Source organism: Komagataeibacter sp. FNDCR2 (assembly GCF_021295395.1).
Lineage (GTDB): Bacteria > Pseudomonadota > Alphaproteobacteria > Acetobacterales > Acetobacteraceae > Komagataeibacter.
Genome location: NZ_JAIWOU010000001.1, coordinates 88,004 through 113,259, shown reverse-complemented (window position 1 = coordinate 113,259; position 25,256 = coordinate 88,004). Strand labels below are relative to the sequence as shown.

Here is a 25,256-nt window from a genome sequence, read left to right as displayed (position 1 = left end):
TAATCCCGGTGAACGGGCCTACTCCGTAGTTTTCTCAGTCTGCTTGGCTGCGCGTGCTCTGTGCTTCTTACGCAAACGATACCGGCCGGAGTGCTTCTCAGCGCCTACCTTGGCAGTTTCGGTCTGCTCAGTAGCGTCAACTTTTTGTTCCTGGTCTTCGGTATCGGTTTCTTTGTGATCGTCCACCACTAATTTTCCGTATTCGTCGATCTCATCCAGATCATAGGCGCCAATTTCGAGTGCGCGAATTACAAGAGCCTGCCATTTGGCTGAGTTGATTTTTCCGGAAAGGAAATGACGTTTTAACACATGATATGGATTAACAAAAATAGCGTAGGATAGGTCGCCGAGCGGACCATCCTGAACGTCAATGAACCCTAGGTCAGCTAACCGCCTAACTCGGTCCTTCCAGGTTCGAAGTGCGCGTTGCCCGGAGAAGCCCGCATGAAAAGCCATTTCTTCCGGCCGGTTGAGCGTTAAGAAGCGTTCTTCCCGAAGTCGGCACCACAATTCTAGGTAAGTTTGTCCAACGGGAAATCCCTTGCCAGCTAGGTCGTCCATAATGCTCATCATCAGCGGCATCAGGCGCGGAACCATAGAAAAGCCCTGAGCGTTCTCGCCGCCCCAGAGCATCGCGTCGGTCACATCGGGCCACAATTTGGAGCGGACCTGCAGTTGTCGTTCCAGAACGGCGTTTTTCTTCTTGGCCATAATCGTTTCCAAATATGAAAAGGGGCTCGAGTTTGGACCCCGAGCCCAGGAACCGGGTTTGAAAGCCTGCTCCTTCGCTACTCGACCCGGCGCCGATACCCCGAGAAAGTCGGCACCATGGCGATATGGCTGGGGGTGAATGCCAGCTAGTCGCCCGATCCTCACGATGGCTAACTTATCTCATAGCCTGGTCTCGGAGTCGAGTGCGTAGTTCCGGAATTTGCGATCGAGTGGCCCATTAATATGGCGTTGTGGAATATGTAGATGGGTTTTATATGCCAACTCGTATGTTGAGTCGGATTTTTTATGCCGCGTGTATGGTATATTATGACGGTTTTTCAATGTTTTGGTATATAATTGTGGGTATCACAAGGTATCGGGGTATCAGGGTGTCGCGGTATCCCGGGTATCGCGGTACGGGATTGTCAAGGGTGGTTCCTCCTGATCCCCCGGCGAACTGCTCGCAAGAAACACTCCGTAGGTTCGTAACGCATCGCGCCAATAGGCAAGCAACTGAGCGCTGGAGGCGAGGAACAGCTGCAAGATTCCAGTCTAGCCACGCCGTCTCTTACTGATCCATAACAACCAGTCGCCAGTTACTGAAACACTCCTACAAACCGGACTGTTCGTTGATCCGGCCGCACCAACTTTCCATCATACCGGTCCTTAGGCATCCCCTAATCGAACCTCATCGTTGGCATGAACTTGCCCTGTCGGGGCCCGACCGCTCGAATTACGGAAATGCCAGCCGACTTGACGGAAAATCGGTTCACAAACCCAGCCCCCGATTGCGGGTGAAACTCCAGTCGATCCCGCCATCACCGCGCGCAACCCCGGACACATGCCGTTCACGCTGCTTTTCCAGCGATGGCGTCCAAGGCACGAGCTGGAACTGAAGCCCGTCATCAATCATCGCATAGCGACCCGACGCCAGCACCATGCGCTGGCGATAGGTACCCGTCACATACTCACCTGAAGCCGACTGGCTGAACGTCCGTCCCGTCTCGACGGCCAGCCGCTCTCCGACTTCCTGGACCTCGCAGTCCCTGAGCGTCCCGATCAGGTTGCGCGCCAGAACCACCCGCTGCGTCTGACGTTCGGCAACAGCTGCTCCGCCCGCTGCTCCATCGCCGCACGCACCTCGGCGCCAAAGCCTGCCTGGCCCAATGCAACAGGATCGCGCGCCACCGCCTGCCGGTCGAGCCAGGTCGCCCCGCGCGCGGTCACCTGATCCTCGATCGCCAGGTCGGAACGAACAGCCAGCGCAACACGACGCTGCCCCTTCCTGTCATCGAAGGCACGAAGTTCCACGATCGCCCCCGTACTACCATCACCGGTCGCGTCGAGATCCGGAAAACGGATATGATGCGTACGGCCATCCACGCCGTCGATGACCGCATAGGCCGTGCCTTTCAGTTCATCGTCCAGACCACGATCAACCAGCCTGCCAATGACGGGGACGTCGAGGCTTTCGCCGGCCAGTACATAGCTCGACGTGCTCCGCTCGATCCCACGCTCGGTCAGCGATCGGTGGATGCGCTTGATGATGTCGCCACGCTCCCCGAGTTCGCGCAACGTCGCCTCGGCGGACTCATCCAGCATCCATTGTCCCTGTCCGACCTGATGGGCGAGACCAAGCCCCTCCAGACAGCGCAAGCGCCCGACCTTCAGGGCCTCGAACGGATCAGGCTGCCGATCTGGCGCCGGCGCCATGTCGATGACGCCGTTGCGGCCCGCATCGCGGGCCAGTTGCCGGTCAAGCTGGGTCCAGTGCTCGGGATCGACCTGGCGTTCGAGGGCGCGATGGATTTCGACGTCATTACGCAGCCCGAGCTCCTGCGTCGCCAGATCCTGGCGCGGGAGCGCAAGCCCTCGCGGATGTAATCGCGGGAGATCACGAGATCGCTGCCATCCTCGGCCACGCCGCGCACGAGGATGTGGACATGAGGGTGCCGGGTGTTCCAGTGGTCCACCCCCACCCAGTCCAGCGTCGTGCCGAGGTCTTTTTCCATCTGCCCGACCAGTTCGCGGGTATAGCCCTTGAGGTCAGCCATGTCCGGCGCGTCCTCCGGCGAGACGATGAAACGGAAATGGTGACGGTCGTCCTCGCAGCGCTCGGCGAAGGCCTTCGGGTCGGCATCGTCGATGCCGGGACCGAAGAGCCGCGCCTTCTCACCGTCCTTCGTCACCCCTTCCCGGCGCAGGTAGCGCAGATGGGCAGCTAGTGGCGCCTTGCGCCCGCTGTGGCGGACGACACGGGCCTTGACGGTCACGCGCCGGGCACGGCTGGTCAGCAGGCGATTGGCCTTGGCTGCCGCGACACGGCCACGCCCGAAAGACGAGCGGGAACCGCCACTGCGGCCTGATCGGAAGCCACCGGCACGCTGGGCCGAAGCGAGGGCCTGGGCGACGAAGGGCTTGAGCCGCTGGGCACGCGGCGAGCGGATACGACCCAGACGGGGCTGGAAGTCATTCTCGCGCGCCATCGGACCCTCCAATGTGCGAAAAAGCCCGGAGCAACAAGGGAAAACAGGGGCGGCAAACATTGCCGGAAGGAGCAGAACATTGTTGGGAGAACGAAAAAACGCAGGAAAACCAACACTCCAACCGAGGCGCAATGTGCGCCCTTTTATCTCGCCTCTCATTCTCCAAGCCCCAGAGCGCCCATTCTTCCCCGCCAGCACACACCCCGCGATGATGTCCTCTGGCCTGGGCACTATCCATGAACCGTGAAAAGCCGATAGAAGCGAGCGCCGCAAGGCGCGCATTCATGGCAATGCTCCCGATGCGGAAGAGACAACGAACAATCCATCCGAAAGCGGCCTGACAGGCGCAAGACCATGCGCAATGATGTCACTTCGAACACCATTCGGCGGCAGCTTCATTGCAACCGGAACGCCTTTCCTCGCGTCGTCCGACTGCGCGGCAAAAATCGGCGCATGAGTCCAGAACAGCGGATCGGGATGCGAAACCGGCAGCAACGATTCAGCACCGCCCTGACCGATCAGGGGCAGCAATCCGGCGACATAGGCGCGCGTTTCGGGTGGCAGCGGACGTTGCCGATCACGGTAGTCCTTATAGCGCCCCGGCCCGGCGTTATAGGCTGCCAGGAAACCCGGCGAGCCGTAACGATCGTGCATCTCGCGCAGGAACGCAGCGCCCGCGAGGATGTTGTCATGCACATCGAACGGATCGCTTCCCAGCCCGTAACGGGTACGAAGGTCGCTCCATGTCGCGGGCATGATCTGCATGAGACCACGCGCGCCCTTTGCAGAAATCGCGCCGGTATCACCACCGCTTTCAGCGCCCATCACAGCCCGTATCCACGTCGCGGGAATATCGAAACGCTGCACGGCCTCCGCAATGGAAGCAGCATAGGGATCAGCGCCGCCAGACACCGAACCCGGCACATTCTGCGCATGAAGAGCGGCCACAGGGACACCCATCGACGAGACGGCGACAGCGAGGAGAACCGTGCATCGCATTGCCTTACTCCCCGCGTTCGACACGCCGTGACGGACGCGTCCAGTTCAACACCCAGACCGCACGCTCCCCACCGGCACGGAAGAGATTGGCCCGGATCGGCTGTGCAAAGGCGGGGTCGTCGAGGGCTACGGCGATGTATTCACCGGCCCTCTCGCCGGTGCGTTTCCAGCCCGCACCAACCTCCGGGCCATCGGCATCGGTGAGATGGATGCGGTAATCCGGGGCATGTTCGGCGTCGGAAAACTCGACCGGAACGAGAAGGATATCCTGCGCCACGGTGAGGGTGCGGATGCGCCCGGCAAAGCCGGTTTTCGTGCGCGTGAAAAGACCGATCTGAGTCATCTCATTGCCCTTTCGTGGATGGAGTGAAGATCACGTCGACAGATTGCTGGCTCCCGGACGGAAGCCAGACTGGCGTTGCGCGTCCGATGACGGTGGAGAGCGGCAGCGCGCCGAAATACCGACCGTCGAGACTGCGTGGTTCAGCGGGATTCATGACGAAGACTTCCCCTGTCTCAAGGCGGTGGCAGCCCTGCCAGACGGGCAGCGGACGCCCCCGGTGATCGACGGATTGCGCGTCGCCAGCGAATTTTCCGTCGATGGTTATGCGTTGGCTGGCACGGCAGACGGTCTGCCCTGCAAGGGCGGCTACAGGCTTGAGCAGGGGCACACCGAGAGGGAGGTAGCTGCGTGTCGTCAGCAGCATCGCCTCGTGCCTGGGCAGGCGAACAGCGACCAGATCACCGACATGCGGCGCGGGAACCGGGTGCAATCGGTACAACCCGACGGGCACGCTCGCCGTCTCGTTCCAGATCAGGCGTGGCGTAGGATGAAGGACCATCGACGCGCCCACACCGAGCACAGCGAAATAGGTCGCAAAGAACCAGCCACGCCGGGTCATGACATCACCTGCCGCCGCTTGAGCCATGCTGAATGCTGCTCGCGCGTATAGGCACGCGGCTCATGTCCTGCGGTGACACGATGGTGGAGATGCCGCCAGTATTCGGGCGCTGCATCCGCCGGATCGAGACCCAGCGCCTCAATGGCATCGACCGCCCGGAGCACATGTTCGACCCTCGGCCAGCTATCGACACGCAGGAGAATTTCGCCGCCGGGACGCACGAACGGCAAAGTCTGGAACACCTCGCCAGCCCTGACTGCGCGGACGATATCCAGCCGGGAGACGGTGATACCGAGATCATTGGACGCCCAGCGCACGAAGGCGAAAATACTTCCTGGCGCAAAGCTGGAAATGCGGCGGCGATCATCAAGGGTCTGCTCGTCGCTGCAATGCCCGAAGCGCAGCCAGTGTTCGATGCGCCTGTCGATCCAAGTCAGTTCAACATGCGTCAGTGCCGCCGGATGCCGGTGGGAGATGGGAGAGTGCCGGGTCATGGCCTGTCTCCCGGTCCCTTGAAGGGGGCAATGGACGGGCAAGAGGCGTTATCCGCAGAACGGCGCTTCGCATCAACATAAGAGTTAGAGTCTAAGTTAGATAAGTTAAGGGCCGGAATCGCCGTTTCAGGCCAAAGACTTAGCTGGGGTTTGTGCGTGTGAAGTCCCGATAGTCCTGCGTGTGATGTCCCGATAGTGGATGCGTGTGAAGTCCCGATACCATCCACATAGTTGTCCACAGGATGTGTGGATAAGTCAGTTGGCAGGATGCGCAGCAACTCGCGCACGCCAGCACGTTCAATGCTCAGGCGATAGCCTGGCAAGGGCTGGCTGACGGCGGCACGCCGGATCTGGATGGCAAAGTCCGAGGGACGCATCAGGCTGCCGGATTTCTGGTGCAGATGCCCGATCTCGAAAGTCCAGCCGGTACGTTGGCGACCAGCATGTTTGCGGGCGACACGGTAGAGGCAGCGCTCAATGCCACCGGTCAGCCGGAAATAGGCCGGGTCGATGGCCAGCACCAGCGAACGGTCGATCACGCCACGATAGAGCCATTCAGGAATGACGATCTCGACACCAGCGGCGCGACCGTTCCGGCTGGCGCAGATTTCCCACTCGGTAATCCAGGAAAACTGCTGCCGTCGCCAGTTCTGGCCGTTGCGGATCGTGGTAGCGACCACGGTGGACTGGAGCCGGGCAAGTGCCGCCCTGAGCAGCCCATAATCCCGCGCCCCGGTCTGTCGGCCAATGCCGGTGAGCAACTGGTAGGGGGTGAAACGCAGGAAGCGTGACGTTGTCAGGCCGAGATTTTCCGCCTCGACAATCTGGCTGGCAGCCCAGATCAGCACGTCAGCGTCCCAGATCGTCGCCATGCCGTGCTCGGGCATCCCGAACACCTCGACGCGCGTGTCCCCTGCCGCATAGAGGATTGGTGTCGTACGTTTCGTTTTGGACAGCGAGAAAAACGGTCGCTCCATCAGATCGCGCTGGTCGCGCGGGCTGATCTCGCCGCTGGCGACAACGAACGGCAGGAGCCTGCTGCGCTCGCTGGCCGTGAGGGTATGGCGGGCCTGCATGTCCATCCTCCTCTCACCGGCGATCAAGGCCGGCAGAACGGGCCTCGTCATAATTCGGATCAGAGGTGGACCGGCAGGCGCTGGCGGTGGCCCAGGCGTCGAGGTCGTCGATCAGATAGACGACACGACCACCAAGCTTGCGGAAGGTCGGGCCACTGCCATGGCAGCGGTATTTTTCCAGCGTGCGGGGAGAAAGGCCAAGGATCTGCGCGGCTTGATGTGTGCGCAGGTAGCGCGCCGGTGACGGCGCGTGTCTGTCGAACATGGTACGCCTCCATCTGGTCTCGAAGCGCCGCGGGGACGGTGCGGCGGATCGGGATGACGGTGGCGGAGAAAGCGGGCGTTGGGGGTGGACGAAGATTTTTCGAGGTCAGTGTCCCCCCCCACGCGTCGGAGCGTATTCCAGAGATGCCGGGCGCAGCCGGGCATAGGGCAGCGTTGAACACATGAGAAAACTCTGCGCGAAGGAGCGAAAACCGGTTGTGTTATCGCCCGCGTAAAAAATCCAGATAGCCGCCACTGACCCGGTTCCGGGCGTCAAGAAGCAGGCGCTCCGCATGGCGACGCGCCGCCGTGTTGCGCCATTCCACCGCTGGCAAAGCCGCCTGCCATGAACGATTGACCGCAATGGCGATATCGCGGGTGGTACCGCCCGCTTCGTGAATATCGAAGGCGAGCAGGAGCAGCATCTGTCGCGCGCGTTGCAGCGGGGTGAGTTGGAGGGCGCGTGGAAGCAGGCCAACGCGCTGACCGCGCTGCCTGCGAAAGAAACGCAGCGCCACGTCGAGACGCAGTTCGGCGGCGTCATCCATCGGCAAGAGCACGGCGGGTCTACCGATGGCCAGCGGGCTCAGAAGCCGAAGGTAAAGATCGCCCGCCACATCGCCGATCACCAGCCACATGTCGTCTTCCGCATCATGACGGGCCAGGATGGTTCCGAGCACCGCCGGATTGATCGGGGTCACGATGGCGAAATCCGATGGTGCGGGTGTGAGGATCAGCGTGGCCGGTGAAACCTCGGGCCGCCAGACCATGCGCCCCTGACGGGCGGGTTCATCGGGCGCATGGACAAAAGCAGAGCCCCCAGCGCCGGGCGAACGCCGCGCACTCGGCGGCGGCATCCACGCCCCGACGGCCGATCCGCCGTTGCAGACGGGCATAATCGCGGCGATAGGTGGTGTTACGGCGGAGAAATTCGACGGCGAAACCGGAGCGGTCCAGACGGCTGATATGGTCGCGCAGTTCCGGTGAACGCCAGAAGGATGTGGGCATACGGGCCTCCCTGTCTGTCCCCCACGCGGCAAAAGGGGGAGCTTCCATCAGCCAGATCGGGAACGGGAGTGCATAGACCCTGATTTCTTATCAGGGAGAGAAGCGCAGGGCGGATGCGCGAGCCGGGGCGAAGCCCGGCTATTGCAGGCGCGGTTGCAGCAGATGCTGGAAACCGGCTGCGGTCATCCAGCGCGCCCGTGCCAGATGCCTGTCATGAACAGCCTTCGCGCGCACCGGTTCACGAACCGGATCAATTTCGAACAGCACGGCAACGACTTCGCGCCAGTCCGCCCCTTCCTCGTCCGCGACCAGAAGGCGCAGATAGAGCCCGAGATGCGCTTCGTCGTAGGCGTTCACCCGTTGGGTGAGAGGCGGATGATCGAGGAAAGACGGCTCCGTCATGACGGTTCCTCATGATACCGCAACCAGATCGCTTCGATAACAAAGATCGGGATTGCTGACCGGCCCGGTTCGCATGCCCCGCCAGAAATCAGCGCGCTCAAAGGGCAAGGAATGACATGACCGGAGCGGATCAGGAGGATTCCACCCGGCCACGCCCTCTACCCTGCCGCACCAGGATATCGGAAGTCTCGTTAAGAAACATGACGCCGCGTCCCTGTCCGGACTCGATGAACAGAATGCCCGCCGCTTCCAGCGCACGACGGACCTGATCGATCGTGCCCTCATGAACACCCAGACCGCGTTCGGATTCAAGGCGCTTGAGCGCGGTCAATGCTACGAGGGCCTTTTCAGCGAGCCTTTCCTGTGTCCAGTTCAGAAGTGCCCGTGCCGCCCTTACCTGTCGGCCAGTGATCATCCGCGATCACATCCGACACGCAAGGCCTGCACACCAGAAATACGACTATAATAGTCGCATTGTGAATATTCAACGTCGTTCTTTCCGGACGATGGGAAAAAGGAATCGGCGTCCACGCACCATTCAGGCGGCTCCAGTCCTGTCGGACAAGACCGTCGGGCTGACCAGAAAAAAGCCCCCCGTCAGGCGGGGGGCTCGGCATCGCGTCGGGCAAGCGCTTCTTTGAGTTCGCGCTCGATCTGCAGGCGCTCGCGCCGGCTGAGGTGAAAGCTGGTCAGTTCGGCGCACAGCATCTGGATGTGGTCGTGTAACGTGGTCATCGTCCTGCTCCTTTCGTTTCTCGAAGACAGGACGCACGGCTCATGCCGGGGCGGACCGGGTCAGGGATCGCCGCAGGCGACCGGCCTGCCGGCGCGTGGGGGAGCCGATTTTGTTCGGCGTGCCCGGCACGGGTGCGTCGGGCAAAATTGGGGGGACCACGCGTCCTTGACGCGGTGCGCCCTCGCGCATGGCACAATGGGAAGGCTGAGGGAAAGCCTCGTATTCTGCCTGCGTCTCACGTCGGGCGACCAGCACGATTACCCGCGCCCCGGAAGATCACGTGGAAAAAAGACCTGGAAGACCCCGCCCGGGGAGACCGGGCGGGGTTGGTAGTGGGGAGTTTACTCCCCGTTCCGGCTGCGGGGCCGGGTCCAGATGAGGGAGTAGCCCTCGCCTTCCTCGTCGGTGAACAGGTTGGCGAAGATCGGGGCGGCGAAGGAGGGATCATCCAGCTTCAGGCTCAGATAGGTGCGCCCTTCATTGGAACGGCGGGTCCAGGCCGCACCGAGTTCAATCCTGCCCAGCTAGACGCGGTAGTTGGGGGCGTTATCGTTGGGACGGTTGGTTTCGGCCACCAGCCGGACGTTGCGGGCCTGCAGGGCCAGGGTGACGATTTCGCCTTCGAAGCCTTCGCCCACCTTCTTGAAGGAACCGATGTTAGCCATTGTCGTATCTCCATGCTGTTATCGGGCCGCGACCACCGTGGCCTCGATGGCGATCGACCAGCCGGAGGCGAGCGGCAGAGCACCCTTCAGGGCCGAAGCGCAGCGGAGGACGGCAGGGCCGGAACTTTCTTGTCTCGCGAGGAATGGCGGCGCAGCCGGCAGGGGAAGAAAGTTCAGGAACGCCGTTGCGGCCAGCCGATCGAGGCGCAGCCGGTCTTCGGCTAGATCAGCCATCCGACAGAGGCCATGGTGTGCGGACCCGACAGCCCCCCAGGAGATACGATGCCGGGCATGACCGGTCCGACAGGTGGAAAACGTGCGACACAAGAGGATATCGCGCTCGCCCGGTGCGACCGTCCTCCATGCTGGTGACATGGACTACGGCCTGACACCCGCCCCCGACTGCCGCGTCCCTCCTGCGAACGGTTCGGGCCGTATCCTATGGACCCGTCGTTTCAACGAAGGCTGGCCAGCCGGTTGCCCGCTGGACGATCCGTCCTTCGCCGCATTCATTGCCGACCGTTTTACCGTCGATGACGGGGACCGTCACATTTCTTGTCAGTCACTCGGCCAGCCGGAAATGGGAGAGACGTCGCCGTCCCTCCCGGTCTCCCCGGGCGGGGCCTTCCGGGTGCGCCGCGCCCGAGGCGGCGGCCCAAACGGTCGCACTCCGGCTGACCGATCATGTCCGCAGTCCCATGATATGTGACGACGACATGGTGGAATTGTGCTAGAAAGCATGGTCTGGAAGCGGAACACGTATATGGGCTATCAGGATGCCAACGGTGACGAGCAAGAATGATGGGGACCGCATCGCCGTCGATGCTGTTCGCAAAGCCGCAGGATCACGAGACTGGCGGCATAACAATCGGACGCGTGCCCTACTGGCAAGCGAACCAAAGCTCAAAACCGTGGTTCGCCTGGCGAAGCAGAAGCTAGGGGCCAAGCAGGTCTGGATTTTCGGCAGCCGGGCGACCGGTACAAATCGCCCTGACAGCGACTGGGATATTTTTCTGGTTCTTCCGAACCGGGCCAGTGACAGTGACCTCAGTCCCAGCAAAACTTGGGCCGTTGGTCGAGAGGCCGGCCTGATTGCGGATATCGTCGCTGAACGAGACGCCGAGATTCGCTCGACCATCAACGTGCCCAACACATTGTCTTATATTCTTCACCGTGAGGGTGTGCGCGTTGGCTAAAACGCCTGCCCCCGTTGCAAAGAAGATCGGCGCGCAGATCTGGCTGGCCAATAATTTCCTCAGCGATGCCCGCCTGCTCCATGCTTCCGGTAGCCGAAATGCGGTCAACCAGCTTTTCTACGCGGTCGAGGCAGCCCTGATTGCCGTCATGACTGCGGAAGGGATTCACATCGGACGTCAGCATCAGCACCAGCTCGGCGCTATTCTCGATGGCCTGCCTGACGATAATCCGCTGAAATCGGGGTTTCGTGAGGTTGAGGTACTGACGGGTTATGCAACCACCTATCGCTATGCGACACCCGGCGGTAATATTCCCCGCGCCCCTGATCCACATGACGTCGATCACTGGCAGGAAACGGCTTCACGTCTGGTCGAAACCATCACACGACATTTCGAGGTGACAGTCACACCGGATGCATTCAACGCGATAGCAAACGTCACGTCGCCTCCCCGCTGAGCAGCCCCTGCCCCGGATTCACCCGCAGATCACAGTTGAGCCTAGGACAGTCCCGCCATGCGGCGGATCGTCGTGCAGAGTGCATCAGCCTCCCGACGGGCGGTACCAAACGGTACGATTGTCTTATAAGTCAGCCCGTTGGGGTCCAACTGATACTGGAGTTCGAGAAAGGCTGTCTCAACGGTGCGTGTGGTCGAGCGAGAACGGCCGCCGAAAGTATAGCCGCCGAACAAACCACTGCGCGACAGGCCTCCAACAGTGAAGCGTCCGCCGTGACGTGTATTCGTGATGTGCGTCGCCTCACGCTCCACCTGAACTCCGACGATCTGGTCAGCACGGAGATGCCGTTTCCGATAATCGCTGTTCTGGTCCATGACGATAACCTCGCCCTGTCGGGTGATCGCAAGTGCGCCCGGCGTATCCTGCCACCATATCCGCTTTTGCAGGACAGACGAATTGCCCGCCTGAATTTCAGCCCCCAACTGCTCGGCGGCTTTTTTGTAACGAAAATTCTGAAAGGGCGTGAGAATGAATGCCTTGACGCCCTTGATCAGCAGACCTGAAATCAGGAAACACAGAAACCCGTTCACAAGAGCGCTACCAAGGCTCAAATGAACCAGATTTCCAAGAACCGGTGGCGCCACACAGATAATCATGATTGCGAGTGGGACAACGGCAGTGATTTTTTCAGTCTTCTGAACGCAGGTCAGAACGCTGTCACGCGAGTCGATGTCCGCTTGCGCCCCTGGCAATGCAGTCTCCATATCGCTCTCCCTATGTGGTTCGGTAACACTTCGTGACAGTGTATATGACGACAATGCACTGGTGAATACCGAAACAGTATTCTCATTCGGAGGAGCCGCTTACGCGCCAGCCTCCTTGATGAACCTCCAGACCGGGATACCCATCTGCTTTGCCTTGTCGGCCAGATTGTCCTGAATACCCGATCCCGGGAACACCATGACCCCAATGGGCAGGACTTTCAGCAGGGCATCGTTGCGCCGGAACGGGGCGGCCTTGCCATGCCGGTTCCAGTCCGGCTTGAAGGCGATCTGCGCCACCTGCCGATGATCGGCCCAGCGGGAGGCGATGAATTCCGCCCCCTTGGGTGAGCCGCCGTGCAGCAGCACCATGTCGGGGTGCTTCTCCCGCACCTTGTCCAGACGCTTCCAGATCAGATGGTGGTTGTCGTAATCAGGACCGCCCGTGACCGCGATCTTGGGGCCGGCCGGTACCAGCAGCTCCGTTTCAGCTTTCCTGCGGGCGTTGAGGAAATCACGGCTGTCGATCATCGATGCCGTCAGGGTGCTGCGGCTGACCAGCGAGCCAGAGCGTGGTCGCCAGGGCGACATCGTCAGGCGTTCGAACTGGTCGCAGGCGAGGTCGCGGAATATCTCGTAGGCATTACGTCGCTCCAGCAGGGTCAGCCCCTCGGCAATGAGGCGCTCCAGTTCCACCGAGCGGATCTCACTGCCATCCTGTTCCTGCTGGCTGCGTTTCTGCGCCGCCTCGTTGCGATCAAGATCACGCTCCACCTGCCCGACCATGCGGTGGAAGACATTGACCGTGGACCAGAGCAGCGGTTCGAGATCGGGTTCCAGCCGCGTGTCGGTCAGCGTGGCGGACAGGGCATCGAAGATATCAGCCACCGCGCCCTCGATCTGGCTGGCGTCAGGCAGCGGCCTCAGGTCAGGCTCGTCCTCAAACGGACGGTGGCCGTAAAGCTGGAGTTCCGCCAGCACATGGGCGGTGGAAGATGTGGCGTGTACGGGTTCGAAATCGTCCTGTGTGCGGGTCACGGGTCTGTCCTCCGGTTCTGGCCGCGCCCCTCGCGGCCTTTCCGGGGGCGGCAAGCGGCAGACGAAGGCCGGGCCGGAACCGCGCATCGCGCGGCCGGAACGCAGTGAAGGATGGCAGGGAGACGGCTATTTTGCTTCGCGATGCAAAGCGCGGCACGCGCGGCGGAAAATAGCCGTCTCCGCCATTGCAGGCCCGGCCTGGCTGACGCCCGCTCCCCCTCTTGAAAGGCCCGCGGGCGCGCCCCGTCCGGAAACGGGACAGCCCCGCACGGCAGGGAAAGAAGGCAGACCTCATACCCCCTTCCCGGCCCGCCTCAGTGCGCAACGGATTGCAGAAACCGCGCCACGTCCTGCGGGGCAAGCTGGGGGTGCAGGATCGCCCGCATCGCCCCACGCCCGAGGTAGCGGAGATCATCGTTGAAATCTGCCAGACGCGGTGACAGCACGACGCATTCGATCCCGGCTTCCTGCGTCCGGGCCTGCAGGGCCGTCACCGCATGGTCCCCGGCCGGGTCGTCATCGCGCAGCACGTAGAGGCGGCGCAGGGCGGGCGGAAACGTCATGGCGGCAAGATGCGCCGAGGACAGGCAGGCGGCCAGCGGCAGAGCGGGCATGACTTCGTGGAGCGACAGCACCGTCTCGATCCCCTCGCCTGCCGCCAGCACGTCGGACACCGCGCCAAAGCGCACGGCATTGCCAAGCAGGTCGCCCATCGCACGACGGGGTATGGCAACGGGGGCCTTGCCCTTTCCATCCCGCACCAGCCAGGTACGATGCATGCCGGTGACGCGGCCTTCAAGGTCGGTCACGACCGCGATCAGCGCGGGCCAGGTCTCGGTCGGGCTGTCGGTATCGGCGCGATAGTAGCAGTCAGGATGGAAACGCAGGGATAACAGGTCTGACAGGCGGGTCAGGTCACGATGCCGCAGCCAGGTTTCCGCCAATGTGCCCGCAATCGGGCGGGACATGGCCCAGAGCCGACTTGCTGCGTCTGCGGTGCCAGATGCCTGTCCAGAAATATCGTGGCTGAACGCATGGGAACGGCCGCGATCAGGGGTCAATCGTGGCTCGGACTGCGGCAGGCAGAGAAAACGCCGGGCCTCATCGGCGACAGCGCGAAAATCCAGCAGCCCGAGGCTTTCCCGGATGATGTCGAGCAGATCGCCATGCTGCCCCGTCGCGCCATCCGTCCATTTCCCCGCACGGCCACGGCCGTCCGGTCCACCATGCAGGCGGACATAAAGTGACCGCCCGGGGGTGTTGTGGACGTCGCCGACCAGCCAGTAATTGCCGTGCCGTCGCCCGGCCGAGAGGTAATGCCGACAGACCGCCTCGGCGTTCTCGGCCAGCCTGCGGGCCAGATCGCCAGCATCCCATGACTGCGCGTTGGTCATCTCACCCTCCCTGCAGGCTTGATGCCGCCATGATTCCCCCGTAACGGCAGAGGCAACGGGCACAGGCCCGAATGCAAAAGGATAGTTTCATGAAGATTGCCGATCTGGTCGATCATATCGCCACCACCACCGACACGAGCAAAACGGATACCCGCAAGGTGCTGGACGCCCTGATCGAGGCGATGACCACTGCCGCCAAGGCCGGTGATGAAATCACCCTGCCGAACTTCGGCAAGTTCAAGGTGAAAGAAGTCGCCGCCCGCGAAGGCCGCAACCCGGCCACGGGTACGACCATCCAGATCGCAGCCTCGCGCAAGCTGGCCTTCACGCCTGCCAAGGCGCTCAAGGACAGCCTGAACGACTGACCTGCCGACAGGCAAAAGGCGGCGGACCTCGTCCGCCGCCCCTTCCCCATCACGCTGGCCTCTGATGATGGACGCTATCATCCGACCTTCTCCATCAGCTTGCGTGCCCTGCCCTCCAGATCCAGCCGCGTGTCCTGATTGGTCTTCGTCCGCGCCAGCGCCGTGATCCCCTGCACGAAATCGAACACGCTCTCGGGCTTGCGTCCCTCCTCGTGCAGCACGGTTTCGATGATCTTGCTGGTTTCCGGTTTGGAGAACCCACGACGACGCAGGAAACTTTCCCGATCATCATCGGTTCTGGCCACCAGCGCTTTGCGCGAGGCCTGAATGCCCGAGACGAACGACGCCGGGCTGGCCGTGGCGAAATTTCGCAGGGCCGGTGTGGCCTGATGCACAAAACGCGAGGCGGCGAACTTGCTATGCCGGATCGTGATCTGTTCGAAATTCTCCACGCCCCAGAGCATGCGATTTTGGCACACTCCGCGCAGATAAAACGACGCAATACCTAGGCTCTTGCTGCCAACTTCCGAATTCCAGGCATAGAAGCCCCGGAAGTAGAGGTCGGGGTCACCATTGGGCAGGCGTCCGGCCTCGATCGGGTGTGTATCGTCGACCAAAAACAGGAAGACATCCCTGTCTGACGCATACAGCGTCGTGGTTTCCTTCGTGATGTCCACGTACGGATTATGGGTCATGGTGGCCCAGTCGATGACACCCGGCACCTTCCAGTTGGTATCGCCCGTGCCGTCACCGGCAATCTTGCGCACCGCGCCGACCAGTTCATGGTCCCAGATGCGGCCGTAATCGGGACCGGTCACGGCGCGCAGTTCCACACGCCCATCCTCCGTCTCTAGCGTTTTCACCAGTTCTGTGCGGTGCGACAGCAGCCCGTGCTGGAGATTGATCGCCGCCAGCGGAGCCGGGAGATTGCGCAGATAGGAAGACGGGGCACCAACTAGGCTGCACATCTGGCCGAACGACCAGTGTGTGGGGGCGATCGGGCCATTTTGCCCTGGTACGGTCAGGGTCAGGCGCTCGGCATTATCGCGGGATGCCTCGACGCGAATGGCGCGGCTCTCGACAGTACGGGCCGTGGCCCGATCCGCCCGCGCCAGGGTCGCGGCATGCAGGTCGGACAGCGACAGGTAACGCTCGTCATCGGGGCGCGAGAACCACTCGGACGAAACGCGGGCGCTACGCTCCCCACGCGAAGGATCGATCCGGAAGCCGCCGGACGCGGTGCCACGGGACGCAGGGGGCAGGATGGTGGTTGTGGTCATGGAAAACTCTCCTCTGATGCCGGTTATTCGGCACCAGAGGCGAAGCCGCCCTCTCCCTCTTTCCGGGGCGCCGGACATGAAAAAAGCGGCTTCCGGGCACCGGAAGCCGCTGTCTCAAAGCTCCAAAATCCATTGCGCTATTCGGCAGCGATGGCCTCCATATCCCCGCCTGCCGTCACCGTTTCAACCCGTGCCTGATCGGCGAGTCCTACGGTCCGCAACGCCTCGGGCAGCCAACCCGAACCATCAAGCAGCCGCTCCGCCTCACGGGCCATGTCGGGCTTCTTCAGGTGGGCGATGCGCTCTGCTGCCTCGTCACCGCGTGCTTCCCGCACCGCCTGGAGGATGCGGGCCTTGGTCACCCGGCCGAGATAGTTCTCGACCGTGGGCTGCCAGCCTGCCTCAACCAGATCGAGGCTGAGGGCGGATGCCAGACGGTCTGCCCGTTTGAGGCGTTCGGTCACGCTGCGCTGGGACACCGCGCCATAGGCGGGCATGCGCTCGTAAAGCGCATTGATGCCGAAGGACAGACAATGGGCCAGCAGGGCCATACGGCTGGCGTCGTCCAGCCCGTCGATCCAGCGCCACAGCGCATCCTCGTCATCCGGCAGATCGTGCTTCCAGCCCTCGTTGCGCTGGCGCAGCGCGTGGGCCGGCAGACTGCCCGGCATGTCGGGTGAATGGACCGGCAGGGAGATTTCCCGGACATAGACTTCCAGGCAATCTGCACCCGGTGTCTGCCAGTAAACATCGCGCACCAGCGTATGCAGCATTTCGGTCAGCGCGATGTGCGGGTTGCTGGCAAACGCGTCCCGCAGGGCCAGCGTACGCCAGGCTGTCAGTTCGGTGAGCAGCCGGTCAGGCAGTGGTTTGATCCCGTCTTCCTCCTCGGGTTCGACGGCGGGAGCGATGCCGTCGCCCTCCCCGTCCTCATCATAGCCATGGCCTGTGCTACCGTGCTCCTGCCCATCATACGCGGGGTGATCGTATTCATCCGAACCGTCAACATCATCGTCTTTCGGCTCGGCTGGCATGTCTTCGGGCAGCACGAAGCCCCGCTCCACCTGCAATGTGCCATCACTGTCGAGGCTGACGAACACACCTGCCCGCGCCATGTCAGCGGGATCGAACGCCAGAGGCCGTTCTTCTAGGGCAAGAATGGCCCGTTCGATCTCGCCCAGCCTTGCATCAACCTCATCAGGGTATTCATCGGCCTGGGCGTATTCGGCCTCGATGGTTTCCTGCTCGACACGCAGGGCTTCGAGGCGGACCGTCTCTTCATCGGCCAGTGGCACTTCCGTGCCATCAATTTCCGCGAACTGCCGGGTATGCCCCCATGGAAACGACAGGGCCGTCTCGACCCATTTCCAGCCCTCGGCGCGGATATCTTCTGCGGCTGCATGCAGCTTTTCCATCACCAGCCGGTCCAGAATAGCCGGATCCTGCAGCCAGCCGCCGTCATCGGCCTCGAACAGGTCGCGCATGATATGACCGCCCGCTGCGATATAGGCCTCCAGCCCGACGAAGCGGGCACGGGCGTCCGAGGCCCGCACAGTCTTTTCTGTCAGCATGCGGCGGATGACATAGGGTTCACGGTTATGGCTCTGGGACACGATGTCCCAGACCTGCTCCTGGCGGGCATGGTCATCGCTGATGGAAAAGGCCATCAGCTGTTCCAGCTTCATGCCGTCCTGCTCGTAGATATCCAGTAGCTTGTCGGACACGGTCATCAGCCGCAGGCGCTGTTTGACCACGGCCGGTGCGACGAAGAACGCTGCGGCGATTTCCTCCTCGGACATGCCCTTCTCCAGCATGTCACGGAAGGCGCGGAACTGGTCCAGCGGATGCAGGGCCACGCGCTGGACGTTCTCGGCCAGGGAATCATCCTCGGCAAGAATGGCCGATCCAACCTCGCGGACCACGCATGGCACCGGGGCCGTCTTGGCCAGTTTCTTCTGCTTCACCAGCAGTTCGAGGGCGCGGAAACGACGCCCACCGGCGGGCACTTCATAGCTGCCGGTCTCGGCCCCTTCGCCGTCAAGAACGGGGCGGACGTTCAGGCTCTGCAGCAGCCCGCGGCGCTCGATGTCGCGGGCCAGTTCCTCGATCGACAGACCGGACTTCACACGCCGGACGTTGGACTGGGATAGCACCAGCCGGTTGAACGGGATGTCACGGGAGGAACTCAGGGTGATTTTGGGAATAGCGGTCGCCATGGCGAAAAGCTCCATGACGGGCGGACAGGAGACTCTCCCCTACCCTCTCAACCCGTCACGAAAATCCGCGTAGCCCTCTGACTCTGACGGCTGCACCCAAGCCAGCACGCTCTCCCCGTTCCCGGCAGAAAAATATCGGCAATGAGAGGGAAAGCAAACAGTCCGCTTCCGATCAAAAAGGGCATTTTGACCGTTACCCCGCTTCCCCCATCAGATCTCGGGCATGATTGGCGAGACGATGCAGATCGCCATCAGGCGTGTCCGCGACCATGCTGATTCCCAGCCCGTCCTGCGCCCAGATATAGCCCGGTATTCGCCGCATCGGCCGCATGGGAGCCGTCACGTCATGGCCGTACATGGGCCGAACGAACAGGGAAATCCGGCTGCCATTGCCATCCTTGTAGAAAAAGACGCAGGCCGGACCATGATCCGTTGTGACCAGCTGTCCGCCCGTCAGCTGATAGCCTGCCGCCGACAGATCGGGCGGACGGACAGGTCGCCCGAGCGTCCGCCCGCCCCATGCCGCCAGTTGCGCGACATTGCCTGCCGCGATCGTGCTGCCCTTGCCAGCGTCATGCACGATCGTCGCCTCCTGCTCGACCGAGGCAAGGCCGAGAGGCACTTCCCGGTCGCGGAGCATCCATCCGCTCCCCAGTCCCACAGACAGGGCCAGCGCAACGGACGCCGCCATCTGCGGCATGCTGAAACGGCCGACTCTGCGCTGTTTCAGCCGGGTGATGTCAAACCGTGCTGGTACGGGCTGCCGGAGTTCGGCATCCATCGTCGCCCGCAACAGATCGCGTTCCGCACGCCATGCCGTGACCCGCATTCGTGAATCGGGGTTGGTGTCCAGCCATACCTCCACAGTTCTCCGCCGTTCGGGAGAGAGAAGATCATCGACCCAGGCCTGGAGATCGTCTTCGGTCACGGGGCGGTCGGGCCGTGTCATTTTATCCTCCTGAGCATGGGCCGCTCCTCATGTTCAACAAGCCGGTGCAATGCCGTCCTGGCCCGTGACAGCCGAGACATCACGGTGCCCGCCGGCACCCCCAATATGTCCGCGACCGTTGCGTATTCCAGCCCTTCGACACCGACCAGCATCAGCACCTGCCGATGGTCATCGGAAAGGTGTTCGAAAGCGTCGGCCACTTCCTTCCATTCCAGATGGGGAATCTGCCCCGCCTCCTGCATCGGTTCCGGATCGGTCGTTTCCATGAAGGGAGCCAGACGCCGCAGACGCCGCCAGTAGCTGACATTGAGGTTATGGGCGATGGTAAACAGCCAGGGCCTCAGGTCCGGCCGGCCACGCACCTGATGCATCCGGGTCAGGGCACGCTCCAGGCAGTCCTGCACCAGATCATCGGCCTGATGCGGGTCGCGTGTCAGCACGCGGGCATATCGTCTCAGGGCCGGTATGGCGTTCTGCAACCTGCTGTCATCACCGTCGTTCAATCCTGCCCGTGCCTCATATGGTTTCCGGTATTGCTGCTGATGAAGACGCTCCTGGCGTCTGTTTATTCCCGCCCCAATAAGGGCGACCGCAAAATATTTCGCAATGCACGCAGCACGAAGGGAATAGATCCGTTCTCTCGGGCGTCTTGCCATCAGACGCTTTCAAAGGATCGAAACCATGGCAACGAAGCCACTTGTGCCCTCTGCCTCAGCTCTGCGCTGGCTCAGTGTGGTCGCGGCACCAACGGCCCTGGCGCTGGGCTTCCTGTGGGCCGGCGGCTGGCTGACGCCCCATCGCCTGACACAGACCAGCCTGCTGGATGCCCTGCGTGCAGTGGACGGCACGCATCCGGGCTTTCGGCGCAATCATGCCAAGGGTGTCTGCGTGACGGGCTGGTTCGAGGGTAACGGCAATGCCGCCGGGCTTTCGACGGCCTCCGTCCTGCGACCGGGCCGGGTTCCCGTGGTCGGACGTTTCGCCCTCGCCGGGGGCATGCCCTTTCAGGACGATGCGCCGGCAAAGGTCCGCAGCTTAGCGCTGCGCCTGATGCTTCCGGGTGGCCAGGAGTGGCGCATGGGCATCAACGACATCCCGGTTTTTCCCGTCCGGACTCCGCAGGAGTTTCAGGATCTCCAGCTGGCGTCGCGCCCCGATCCGGCAACCGGAAAACCAGACCCCGCGCGGGTAAAGGCCTTTCGTGCGGCTCACCCCTGGTTGCAGGCAGCAGGCGCACAGATCACCCATCGGCCTCTTTCGTCAGGTTTTGCCGATGACACCTATCGCAGTCTCGACAGTTTCTTGTTCGTGGCGGTGAACGGCGCAAAATCAGCCGTGCGCTGGTCCATGGTGCCTTTGCAGCCTGTCATATCGGTCGATGCTCACGCCGACGACCACGATTACCTCTTCCGCCATCTGATCAATGACCTTCACGCTCACCCCCTGCAATGGCGGCTGATGGTGACGGTGGCGGGCAATCACGATGTCATCGACGACCCGAGCCAGGGCTGGGCGGAAGACGACCGGCAAATCGACGCCGGAACCCTGACGCTCACAACTGTCGAAAGCGAGGAAGACGGTCCCTGTGCCGGCATCACCTTCGATCCGCTGGTGCTGCCGCAGGGTATCAGGCCGTCCGGTGATCCAATCCTTCAGGCCCGTTCGGCCGCCTACATGCGATCATTCGCCGCGCGTTCCGGTGAAAAGCCCCCGGTGCCCGCCATCACTCCGACCATGACGGCCGCGCCGGGCGGTGCCGAAGGGAAAAAATCATGACCAGCGCAAAATCGTTTTCCCTGCCATCGCGTATCCTGCACTGGCTGATGGCCGTCATGATCCTGACCATGCTGTGCATCGGCGTGTTTATGGCCTCGACCGTGGGGCCGAATTACGATCGGCTGGTGACCCTGCATCGCCCTCTGGGCATTGCCATCCTTGTGCTCGCGCTTGTGCGTCTGGCAAACCGCCTTCGTTCACCGCCACCAGCATTCCCGGAAGAACTTCCATTCATGATGAAAATCGGGGCCAAGGCATCGCATCTGCTGCTTTATGCGCTGATGATCGCCATGCCGCTTGTCGGCTGGGGCATGCTGTCGGCCGGTGGCTATCCCATTCCGTTATGGCGGCAGTCCGTGCTGTTGCCACCGATCCTGCCGCATGATCCGGCTTTATGGGCAGCGCTGCGGTCAGCCCACACGGTGCTGGCGTTGCTGCTGTTCGGGCTCGTGCTGCTTCACATAGGCGCGGCCCTGTTTCACGGGCTGATCCGGCACGATGGGGTGCTGCGGAGCATGACCTGGCAATGTGGACGGGATTGAAGATTAAGGCGTTCAATCGTCTGAAACGGCATGTCGTACATAGGCATGAGGCAAAAGGGGGGGGGGAGAGCAGACAGCCTGCTCATGGGCTGCCGGGGTGAGAAAACGGCTGTTCCCGAGGTCGTCATGTTTCGATTGCGAAGCGCCCTCATTTGGTCATGGCTAGGCACTTGCCTTTATCTTGAAAGAGCACATTTCACCGAGATCTGGTGTGTCTTACAACTAACGCCACCAGTGATCCGACGCTGCTGGCTATAGCCTCACTTCTATTTTTTGTATTACGTTGGTAAAACTTTCAAACCCTTCTGGAACGAGAGTCATTGCCAAAGCCCACGTTAAAGACGGTAGCATCGAAACAGCCGCGCGAAACCGCCGGCCCATCCGCGTTCAGAGCCTTTGACTTTCAGGTGAACGTGTCGATAGCGCTGGTTCTCGACATCTTCAAGCAAGGCAAGGAATTCGTCGCCCTGTTCGATCATCACGACGATCTCGTCGTTTTCGTTGGAGAAGGTGAGAACTCAGAGCTTTCATTCTATCAAGTGAAATCGAGCAGCGAACTGACTTGGACCGCCAAGAGGCTCGCTAGGCGAAGCCCGAAGGGTGAACTGCCGAAATCCATCATCGGCAAGGCGTACTATAATATTGCACAGTTCGGCCCAGAAATTCGCCGAGCATCAATATTGTCGAACCGACCGCTGAACGCAACCTTGGCTACAGCCACCCAATCTGGTCTCCACGATGGCGAGCTTTCGATCGCCGATCTCTGCTCCGCTGATCAGAAAGCACTAATGAAGTCACTAGAGGAAGATTTCCCTACCGGTTTCGACAAGAGCCACGTGACGCTTCTGACTTTCGAGCGTGTTCCATTCGATCTGGAAAGCTATCGCGCCACGGTGCTTGGCAGGATCGTAACGATGTTAGAAGAACTCGATCCGGATTTTGTAGCCGTCTCCAGCCCTTTCTACACGACTCTCCTTGCTGCCGCGGGTGAGTGTACCGGCAACAAGACCAAGTCGGCGACTGTCGAAGAATTGCGTAAGCGTGTTGCTTTGGACCGCGAAGCGATCAACCGTCTGATCGTACGGGTTCAGAGCAGGCGGAAAAATCTTGTCGAATGGTGGTCTAGCGTGAAAGACGAATTCGCTGCCGATGGAATGAAAGCGATACAAATCCAGCGTATTAAGAACATGTGCATAGCGTATGTTGATGCCCGTCGCATTGGAATCAGGGCGGCCACCAATCTGAGCGAAGCGATCCGCGGCGCAATCGACAAGACCGCAGTGAGCACGATGGAGAGCGTAAAGGAGGCGGCCGTAGCCTTGAAAGCCCACGGCCTGGTTGAGCCCACGTCAGAGCCCTACGATCTCCAGTCCGCCATGATCGTCGAGTTGATGGAAGCCATGACATGACAGACGACAACACTATGAGACTGCGGCGAGTCCTTCGAAAACTCAGTGAGAGTAGCAATGCCAACGGTAAAATTCAAAAATCTCTACCTGTTGTCGCAAGTCGAAAAGAGAGCGTTGCACGTACCATTGCGTTCACAAAAACTGTTGATTCAAGGCGCAAACGGCTTTGGAAAGTCAGTTATAATGAAGAGCTTGTACGAGACTCTAGGCGCGACGCCGAACAAGATTGACGACCGCTGGAAGAAAGCCAACGTATCGAGTTGCCTCGAATTTGAGTTCGCGGGTGCGATCTGGTTTTCGGTAAAGGCCCACGGAATGCTTTCGCTCTTCGATGACAAGGGCAACAGACAGTTCTGGGGGCAGCGACTGGTCAAAGATTGGGGGCCAAAGCTTGCCGAGTTCTTCGGCTTCAAGCTGGAGATGGTGGACAAGGATGGGGAAACATTAACGCCGCCGCCTGCGTATCTGTTCGCACCGTTCTACATTGATCAAGATGGAAGCTGGGACAATACTTGGGTCTCCTTCCGCCAGGACTTCTACCTGCCAGAGAGTGTGCGTACGCTTGCGGATTATCATTCAGGCATACGGCCGGATGGCTACTATGCCGCCAAGGCCGAACTTACGAAGGAGAAGATCGTCCTTTCCAGCTTGGAGACTGCCGTCGACACGCTTCGCCAGGCGATGACCCAGCTTGAAGAGATCGAAGGCACGACCCCAATCTACGACTTGCAGGAATTTGCCAGCGAGTGCGATGATCTTGTTGCGGAAAGCGAGCGTCTTCTTGTGCTGCAGGCGAGGCATCGTCGGACGATGTCCGACCTTCATGAGGAATCTCATCTTGTCAGGGCCGAAGCTGCTTTCCTCAGGAATACTCTGAACGAAATGCGAGGTGAGTTCGACCTCGCGTCCTCGTTACCACATCAGGTTGAGTGCCCCACCTGCGGGCACGAGTACCAGAACTCCCTTGCCGAAAGGTTCGCCTTGATCGAGGATGAGGGCGTCTTGTCGAAGGCGCTGACTGAGGCGAAGTATAAACTGGGAAGACTTACCGAAAAGGAGCTGGCCCAGCGAGGAAAGCTTGACGAGATCAGTGCAAGCCTGACGCGCGTCCAAAAGATTCTCGAAACGGAAAAACAGTCGCTGTCCCTCAATGACGTGCTCGTCGCGGCCGGCAAAACCGAAGCCGCCAAGCTTCTCCGGGTATCGCTAAACGAAAAGATTGTGGCGGCGGACGGTTCCAGAAATAAAACCGAGCTTCTGCGTGCTTCGATGAGTAAGTTCACCGAAAAAATGCGCACCTCGGAGATCATGAGATTTTATCGCTCCCGACTGTCGATGTATTCGCAGGAACTGGACGTCCATCTCGACGCACCGGAAAAGCAGTCAATCGTTTCCATCAACGTTGCGCGAGGAAGCGAGGGACCGCGGGCTTTATTGGCTTACTATTATGCGTTCCTTTACACGAAGATTAAATTCACGACGAGCATCAGATTCCCTGTCGTGATTGATTCCCCGAACCAGCAAGGTCAGGACAAAGTTCACCTTCCCCAGATGTTGAAGTTCATTTTCGATCACGTTCCCGACGACGTGCAGACCATCGTTGCTACCGAGGACGCTTCAGGGCTTAAATTCGAAGGGGTCGCCATCGCCACTTATGGCGAAGCCAAGCGCCAAATTCTTCGTGAAAACGAATTTGATCGGGTTAAGAACATCTTCGATCCATTCTTCCAAAAGATACTGGCTGCGGAATAACGCAATTACGTTCCAATTACGCGCGTCTATAAATAGATTCAGGAGCTATTTAGAGTAGCTTTCGCAATTTTCTCGCTCACCACCATCAGCGGGGAGCGACCGTTTTGTCGTCTGTTGACAGATGCGACAAACTGGACAGTCGATCGAGACAATATGTCCGCTAACGGTGCAGCGTCGACTGCGATTGAACGTCCAGTTTGAGGCGAAATTGGACATGAGTACTGGCTGACATCGACCCATTTTGCGCCAACAAACTCCACCAGTTGCTCCGGCGTCAGACATACGGAGCTGTTCCGGTCGTCTTGCTGCGGGCCAGACTTCGTCAAACGCACGCAGCGAGATGTCGCAGAACACTCTGATCGGCTGCAGCAGCCCAAA

Annotated in this window: 27 protein-coding genes and 3 pseudogenes; 7 read left to right on the top strand and 23 right to left on the bottom strand. The window is 60.9% G+C overall.

The genetic code is table 11. The features are described 5' to 3' along the window. Positions 1-18: 18 nt before the first annotated feature. From LDL28_RS00585 to LDL28_RS00515, 15 genes and pseudogenes are all read right to left on the bottom strand, one after another. The gene (locus LDL28_RS00585) at positions 19-711 is read right to left on the bottom strand and encodes a hypothetical protein (protein ID WP_233056724.1); all 693 of its coding nucleotides are present in this window, start codon (positions 709-711) and stop codon (positions 19-21) included. A 769-nt stretch (positions 712-1,480) separates the two neighbouring features. Further along, positions 1,481-3,197: pseudogene (locus LDL28_RS00580) on the bottom strand (relaxase/mobilization nuclease domain-containing protein). A gap of 282 nt (positions 3,198-3,479) precedes the next feature. After that, a complete protein-coding gene (locus LDL28_RS00575) occupies positions 3,480-4,196 on the bottom strand; it encodes a lytic transglycosylase domain-containing protein (RefSeq protein WP_233056723.1) in 717 nt (238 codons plus the stop codon). Between the two features lie 4 nt (positions 4,197-4,200). Beyond that, positions 4,201-4,539, bottom strand: a complete 339-nt coding sequence (locus LDL28_RS00570; protein WP_233056722.1) for a DUF736 domain-containing protein — start codon at positions 4,537-4,539, stop codon at positions 4,201-4,203. A 1-nt stretch (position 4,540) separates the two neighbouring features. Next, on the bottom strand, positions 4,541-5,098 hold the full coding sequence (locus LDL28_RS00565) for a S26 family signal peptidase (protein WP_233056721.1): 558 nt from the start codon (positions 5,096-5,098) through the stop codon (positions 4,541-4,543). Then, the gene (locus tag LDL28_RS00560; protein ID WP_233056720.1) at positions 5,095-5,592 is read right to left on the bottom strand and encodes a DUF2840 domain-containing protein; all 498 of its coding nucleotides are present in this window, start codon (positions 5,590-5,592) and stop codon (positions 5,095-5,097) included. Before LDL28_RS00560 ends, LDL28_RS00565 begins: the two co-directional genes overlap by 4 nt. Beyond that, positions 5,589-6,668, bottom strand: coding sequence for a replication initiator protein A (locus tag LDL28_RS00555; RefSeq protein ID WP_408887020.1), 1,080 nt, complete (start codon positions 6,666-6,668; stop codon positions 5,589-5,591). The genes LDL28_RS00560 and LDL28_RS00555 overlap by 4 nt, the downstream gene beginning before the upstream one ends. Before the next feature lie 13 nt (positions 6,669-6,681). After that, positions 6,682-6,933, bottom strand: coding sequence for an AlpA family transcriptional regulator (locus tag LDL28_RS00550; protein WP_007397904.1), 252 nt, complete (start codon positions 6,931-6,933; stop codon positions 6,682-6,684). Between the two features lie 220 nt (positions 6,934-7,153). Next, on the bottom strand, positions 7,154-7,702 hold the full coding sequence (locus tag LDL28_RS00545; RefSeq protein ID WP_233056718.1) for a DUF2285 domain-containing protein: 549 nt from the start codon (positions 7,700-7,702) through the stop codon (positions 7,154-7,156). A gap of 19 nt (positions 7,703-7,721) precedes the next feature. Beyond that, positions 7,722-7,940 (bottom strand): transcriptional regulator domain-containing protein, encoded by a 219-nt coding sequence (locus tag LDL28_RS00540; RefSeq protein ID WP_233056717.1) that lies wholly within the window; start codon positions 7,938-7,940, stop codon positions 7,722-7,724. Positions 7,941-8,078: 138 nt separating this feature from the next. After that, positions 8,079-8,342 (bottom strand): DUF2285 domain-containing protein, encoded by a 264-nt coding sequence (locus LDL28_RS00535; RefSeq protein WP_095350275.1) that lies wholly within the window; start codon positions 8,340-8,342, stop codon positions 8,079-8,081. 130 nt (positions 8,343-8,472) lie between these two features. Beyond that, positions 8,473-8,757: an XRE family transcriptional regulator gene (locus LDL28_RS00530; RefSeq protein ID WP_233056716.1), complete on the bottom strand. Its 285-nt coding sequence runs from the start codon at positions 8,755-8,757 to the stop codon at positions 8,473-8,475. A 182-nt stretch (positions 8,758-8,939) separates the two neighbouring features. Next, positions 8,940-9,077 carry a hypothetical protein gene (locus tag LDL28_RS00525; protein ID WP_233056715.1) on the bottom strand — a complete coding sequence of 46 codons (138 nt, stop codon included), beginning with the start codon at positions 9,075-9,077 and terminating at the stop codon, positions 8,940-8,942. 342 nt (positions 9,078-9,419) lie between these two features. Next, positions 9,420-9,743 (bottom strand): annotated as a pseudogene (locus LDL28_RS00520) (DUF736 domain-containing protein). 18 nt (positions 9,744-9,761) lie between these two features. Next, a complete protein-coding gene (locus LDL28_RS00515) occupies positions 9,762-9,977 on the bottom strand; it encodes a hypothetical protein (RefSeq protein ID WP_233056714.1) in 216 nt (71 codons plus the stop codon). Positions 9,978-10,528: 551 nt separating this feature from the next. On the opposite strand from LDL28_RS00515, the gene LDL28_RS00510 reads away from it, so the two are divergent. Then, positions 10,529-10,939, top strand: a complete 411-nt coding sequence (locus LDL28_RS00510; protein ID WP_233056713.1) for a nucleotidyltransferase domain-containing protein — start codon at positions 10,529-10,531, stop codon at positions 10,937-10,939. Then, complete coding sequence (locus LDL28_RS00505; RefSeq protein ID WP_233056712.1) at positions 10,932-11,396, top strand: HEPN domain-containing protein; 465 nt, start codon at positions 10,932-10,934, stop codon at positions 11,394-11,396. The genes LDL28_RS00510 and LDL28_RS00505 overlap by 8 nt, the downstream gene beginning before the upstream one ends. Positions 11,397-11,437: 41 nt before the next feature. On the opposite strand, the gene LDL28_RS00500 is transcribed toward LDL28_RS00505, so the two are convergent. From LDL28_RS00500 to LDL28_RS00490, 3 genes are all read right to left on the bottom strand, one after another. After that, a complete protein-coding gene (locus tag LDL28_RS00500) occupies positions 11,438-12,160 on the bottom strand; it encodes a hypothetical protein (protein ID WP_233056711.1) in 723 nt (240 codons plus the stop codon). Between the two features lie 99 nt (positions 12,161-12,259). Beyond that, positions 12,260-13,195 (bottom strand): DUF2493 domain-containing protein, encoded by a 936-nt coding sequence (locus tag LDL28_RS00495; protein WP_233056710.1) that lies wholly within the window; start codon positions 13,193-13,195, stop codon positions 12,260-12,262. Between the two features lie 314 nt (positions 13,196-13,509). Next, entirely contained in the window at positions 13,510-14,589 is a 1,080-nt protein-coding gene (locus tag LDL28_RS00490) for a toprim domain-containing protein (protein WP_233056709.1), read from the bottom strand. Positions 14,590-14,678: 89 nt separating this feature from the next. On the opposite strand from LDL28_RS00490, the gene LDL28_RS00485 reads away from it, so the two are divergent. Beyond that, on the top strand, positions 14,679-14,954 hold the full coding sequence (locus LDL28_RS00485) for an HU family DNA-binding protein (RefSeq protein WP_233056708.1): 276 nt from the start codon (positions 14,679-14,681) through the stop codon (positions 14,952-14,954). A 77-nt stretch (positions 14,955-15,031) separates the two neighbouring features. Here LDL28_RS00485 and LDL28_RS00480 read toward each other — a convergent pair whose 3' ends face one another. The 4 genes from LDL28_RS00480 to LDL28_RS00465 form a co-directional block, all read right to left on the bottom strand. Continuing rightward, positions 15,032-16,234: a DUF932 domain-containing protein gene (locus LDL28_RS00480; protein ID WP_233056707.1), complete on the bottom strand. Its 1,203-nt coding sequence runs from the start codon at positions 16,232-16,234 to the stop codon at positions 15,032-15,034. Positions 16,235-16,371: 137 nt separating this feature from the next. Beyond that, entirely contained in the window at positions 16,372-18,450 is a 2,079-nt protein-coding gene (locus tag LDL28_RS00475) for a ParB/RepB/Spo0J family partition protein (protein ID WP_233056706.1), read from the bottom strand. Positions 18,451-18,643: 193 nt separating this feature from the next. Next, a complete protein-coding gene (locus tag LDL28_RS00470; protein WP_233056705.1) occupies positions 18,644-19,399 on the bottom strand; it encodes an anti-sigma factor in 756 nt (251 codons plus the stop codon). Continuing rightward, on the bottom strand, positions 19,396-19,902 hold the full coding sequence (locus LDL28_RS00465) for a sigma-70 family RNA polymerase sigma factor (protein WP_233056704.1): 507 nt from the start codon (positions 19,900-19,902) through the stop codon (positions 19,396-19,398). Before LDL28_RS00465 ends, LDL28_RS00470 begins: the two co-directional genes overlap by 4 nt. 178 nt (positions 19,903-20,080) lie before the next feature. Here LDL28_RS00465 and LDL28_RS00460 point away from each other — a divergent pair, with 178 nt between their 5' ends. The 4 genes from LDL28_RS00460 (at position 20,081) to LDL28_RS00445 (ending at position 24,878) form a co-directional block, all read left to right on the top strand. After that, on the top strand, positions 20,081-21,175 hold the full coding sequence (locus LDL28_RS00460; RefSeq protein ID WP_233056703.1) for a catalase family peroxidase: 1,095 nt from the start codon (positions 20,081-20,083) through the stop codon (positions 21,173-21,175). Then, entirely contained in the window at positions 21,172-21,717 is a 546-nt protein-coding gene (locus LDL28_RS00455) for a cytochrome b (protein WP_233056702.1), read from the top strand. Before LDL28_RS00460 ends, LDL28_RS00455 begins: the two co-directional genes overlap by 4 nt. Positions 21,718-22,037: 320 nt before the next feature. Then, positions 22,038-23,126, top strand: a complete 1,089-nt coding sequence (locus tag LDL28_RS00450; RefSeq protein ID WP_217422605.1) for a dsDNA nuclease domain-containing protein — start codon at positions 22,038-22,040, stop codon at positions 23,124-23,126. Positions 23,127-23,309: 183 nt separating this feature from the next. Then, complete coding sequence (locus LDL28_RS00445) at positions 23,310-24,878, top strand: hypothetical protein (protein WP_233056701.1); 1,569 nt, start codon at positions 23,310-23,312, stop codon at positions 24,876-24,878. Between the two features lie 221 nt (positions 24,879-25,099). Here the strand turns inward: LDL28_RS00445 and LDL28_RS00440 are convergent. Then, a pseudogene (locus LDL28_RS00440) lies at positions 25,100-25,256 on the bottom strand (YbaK/EbsC family protein); the annotation flags it as partial.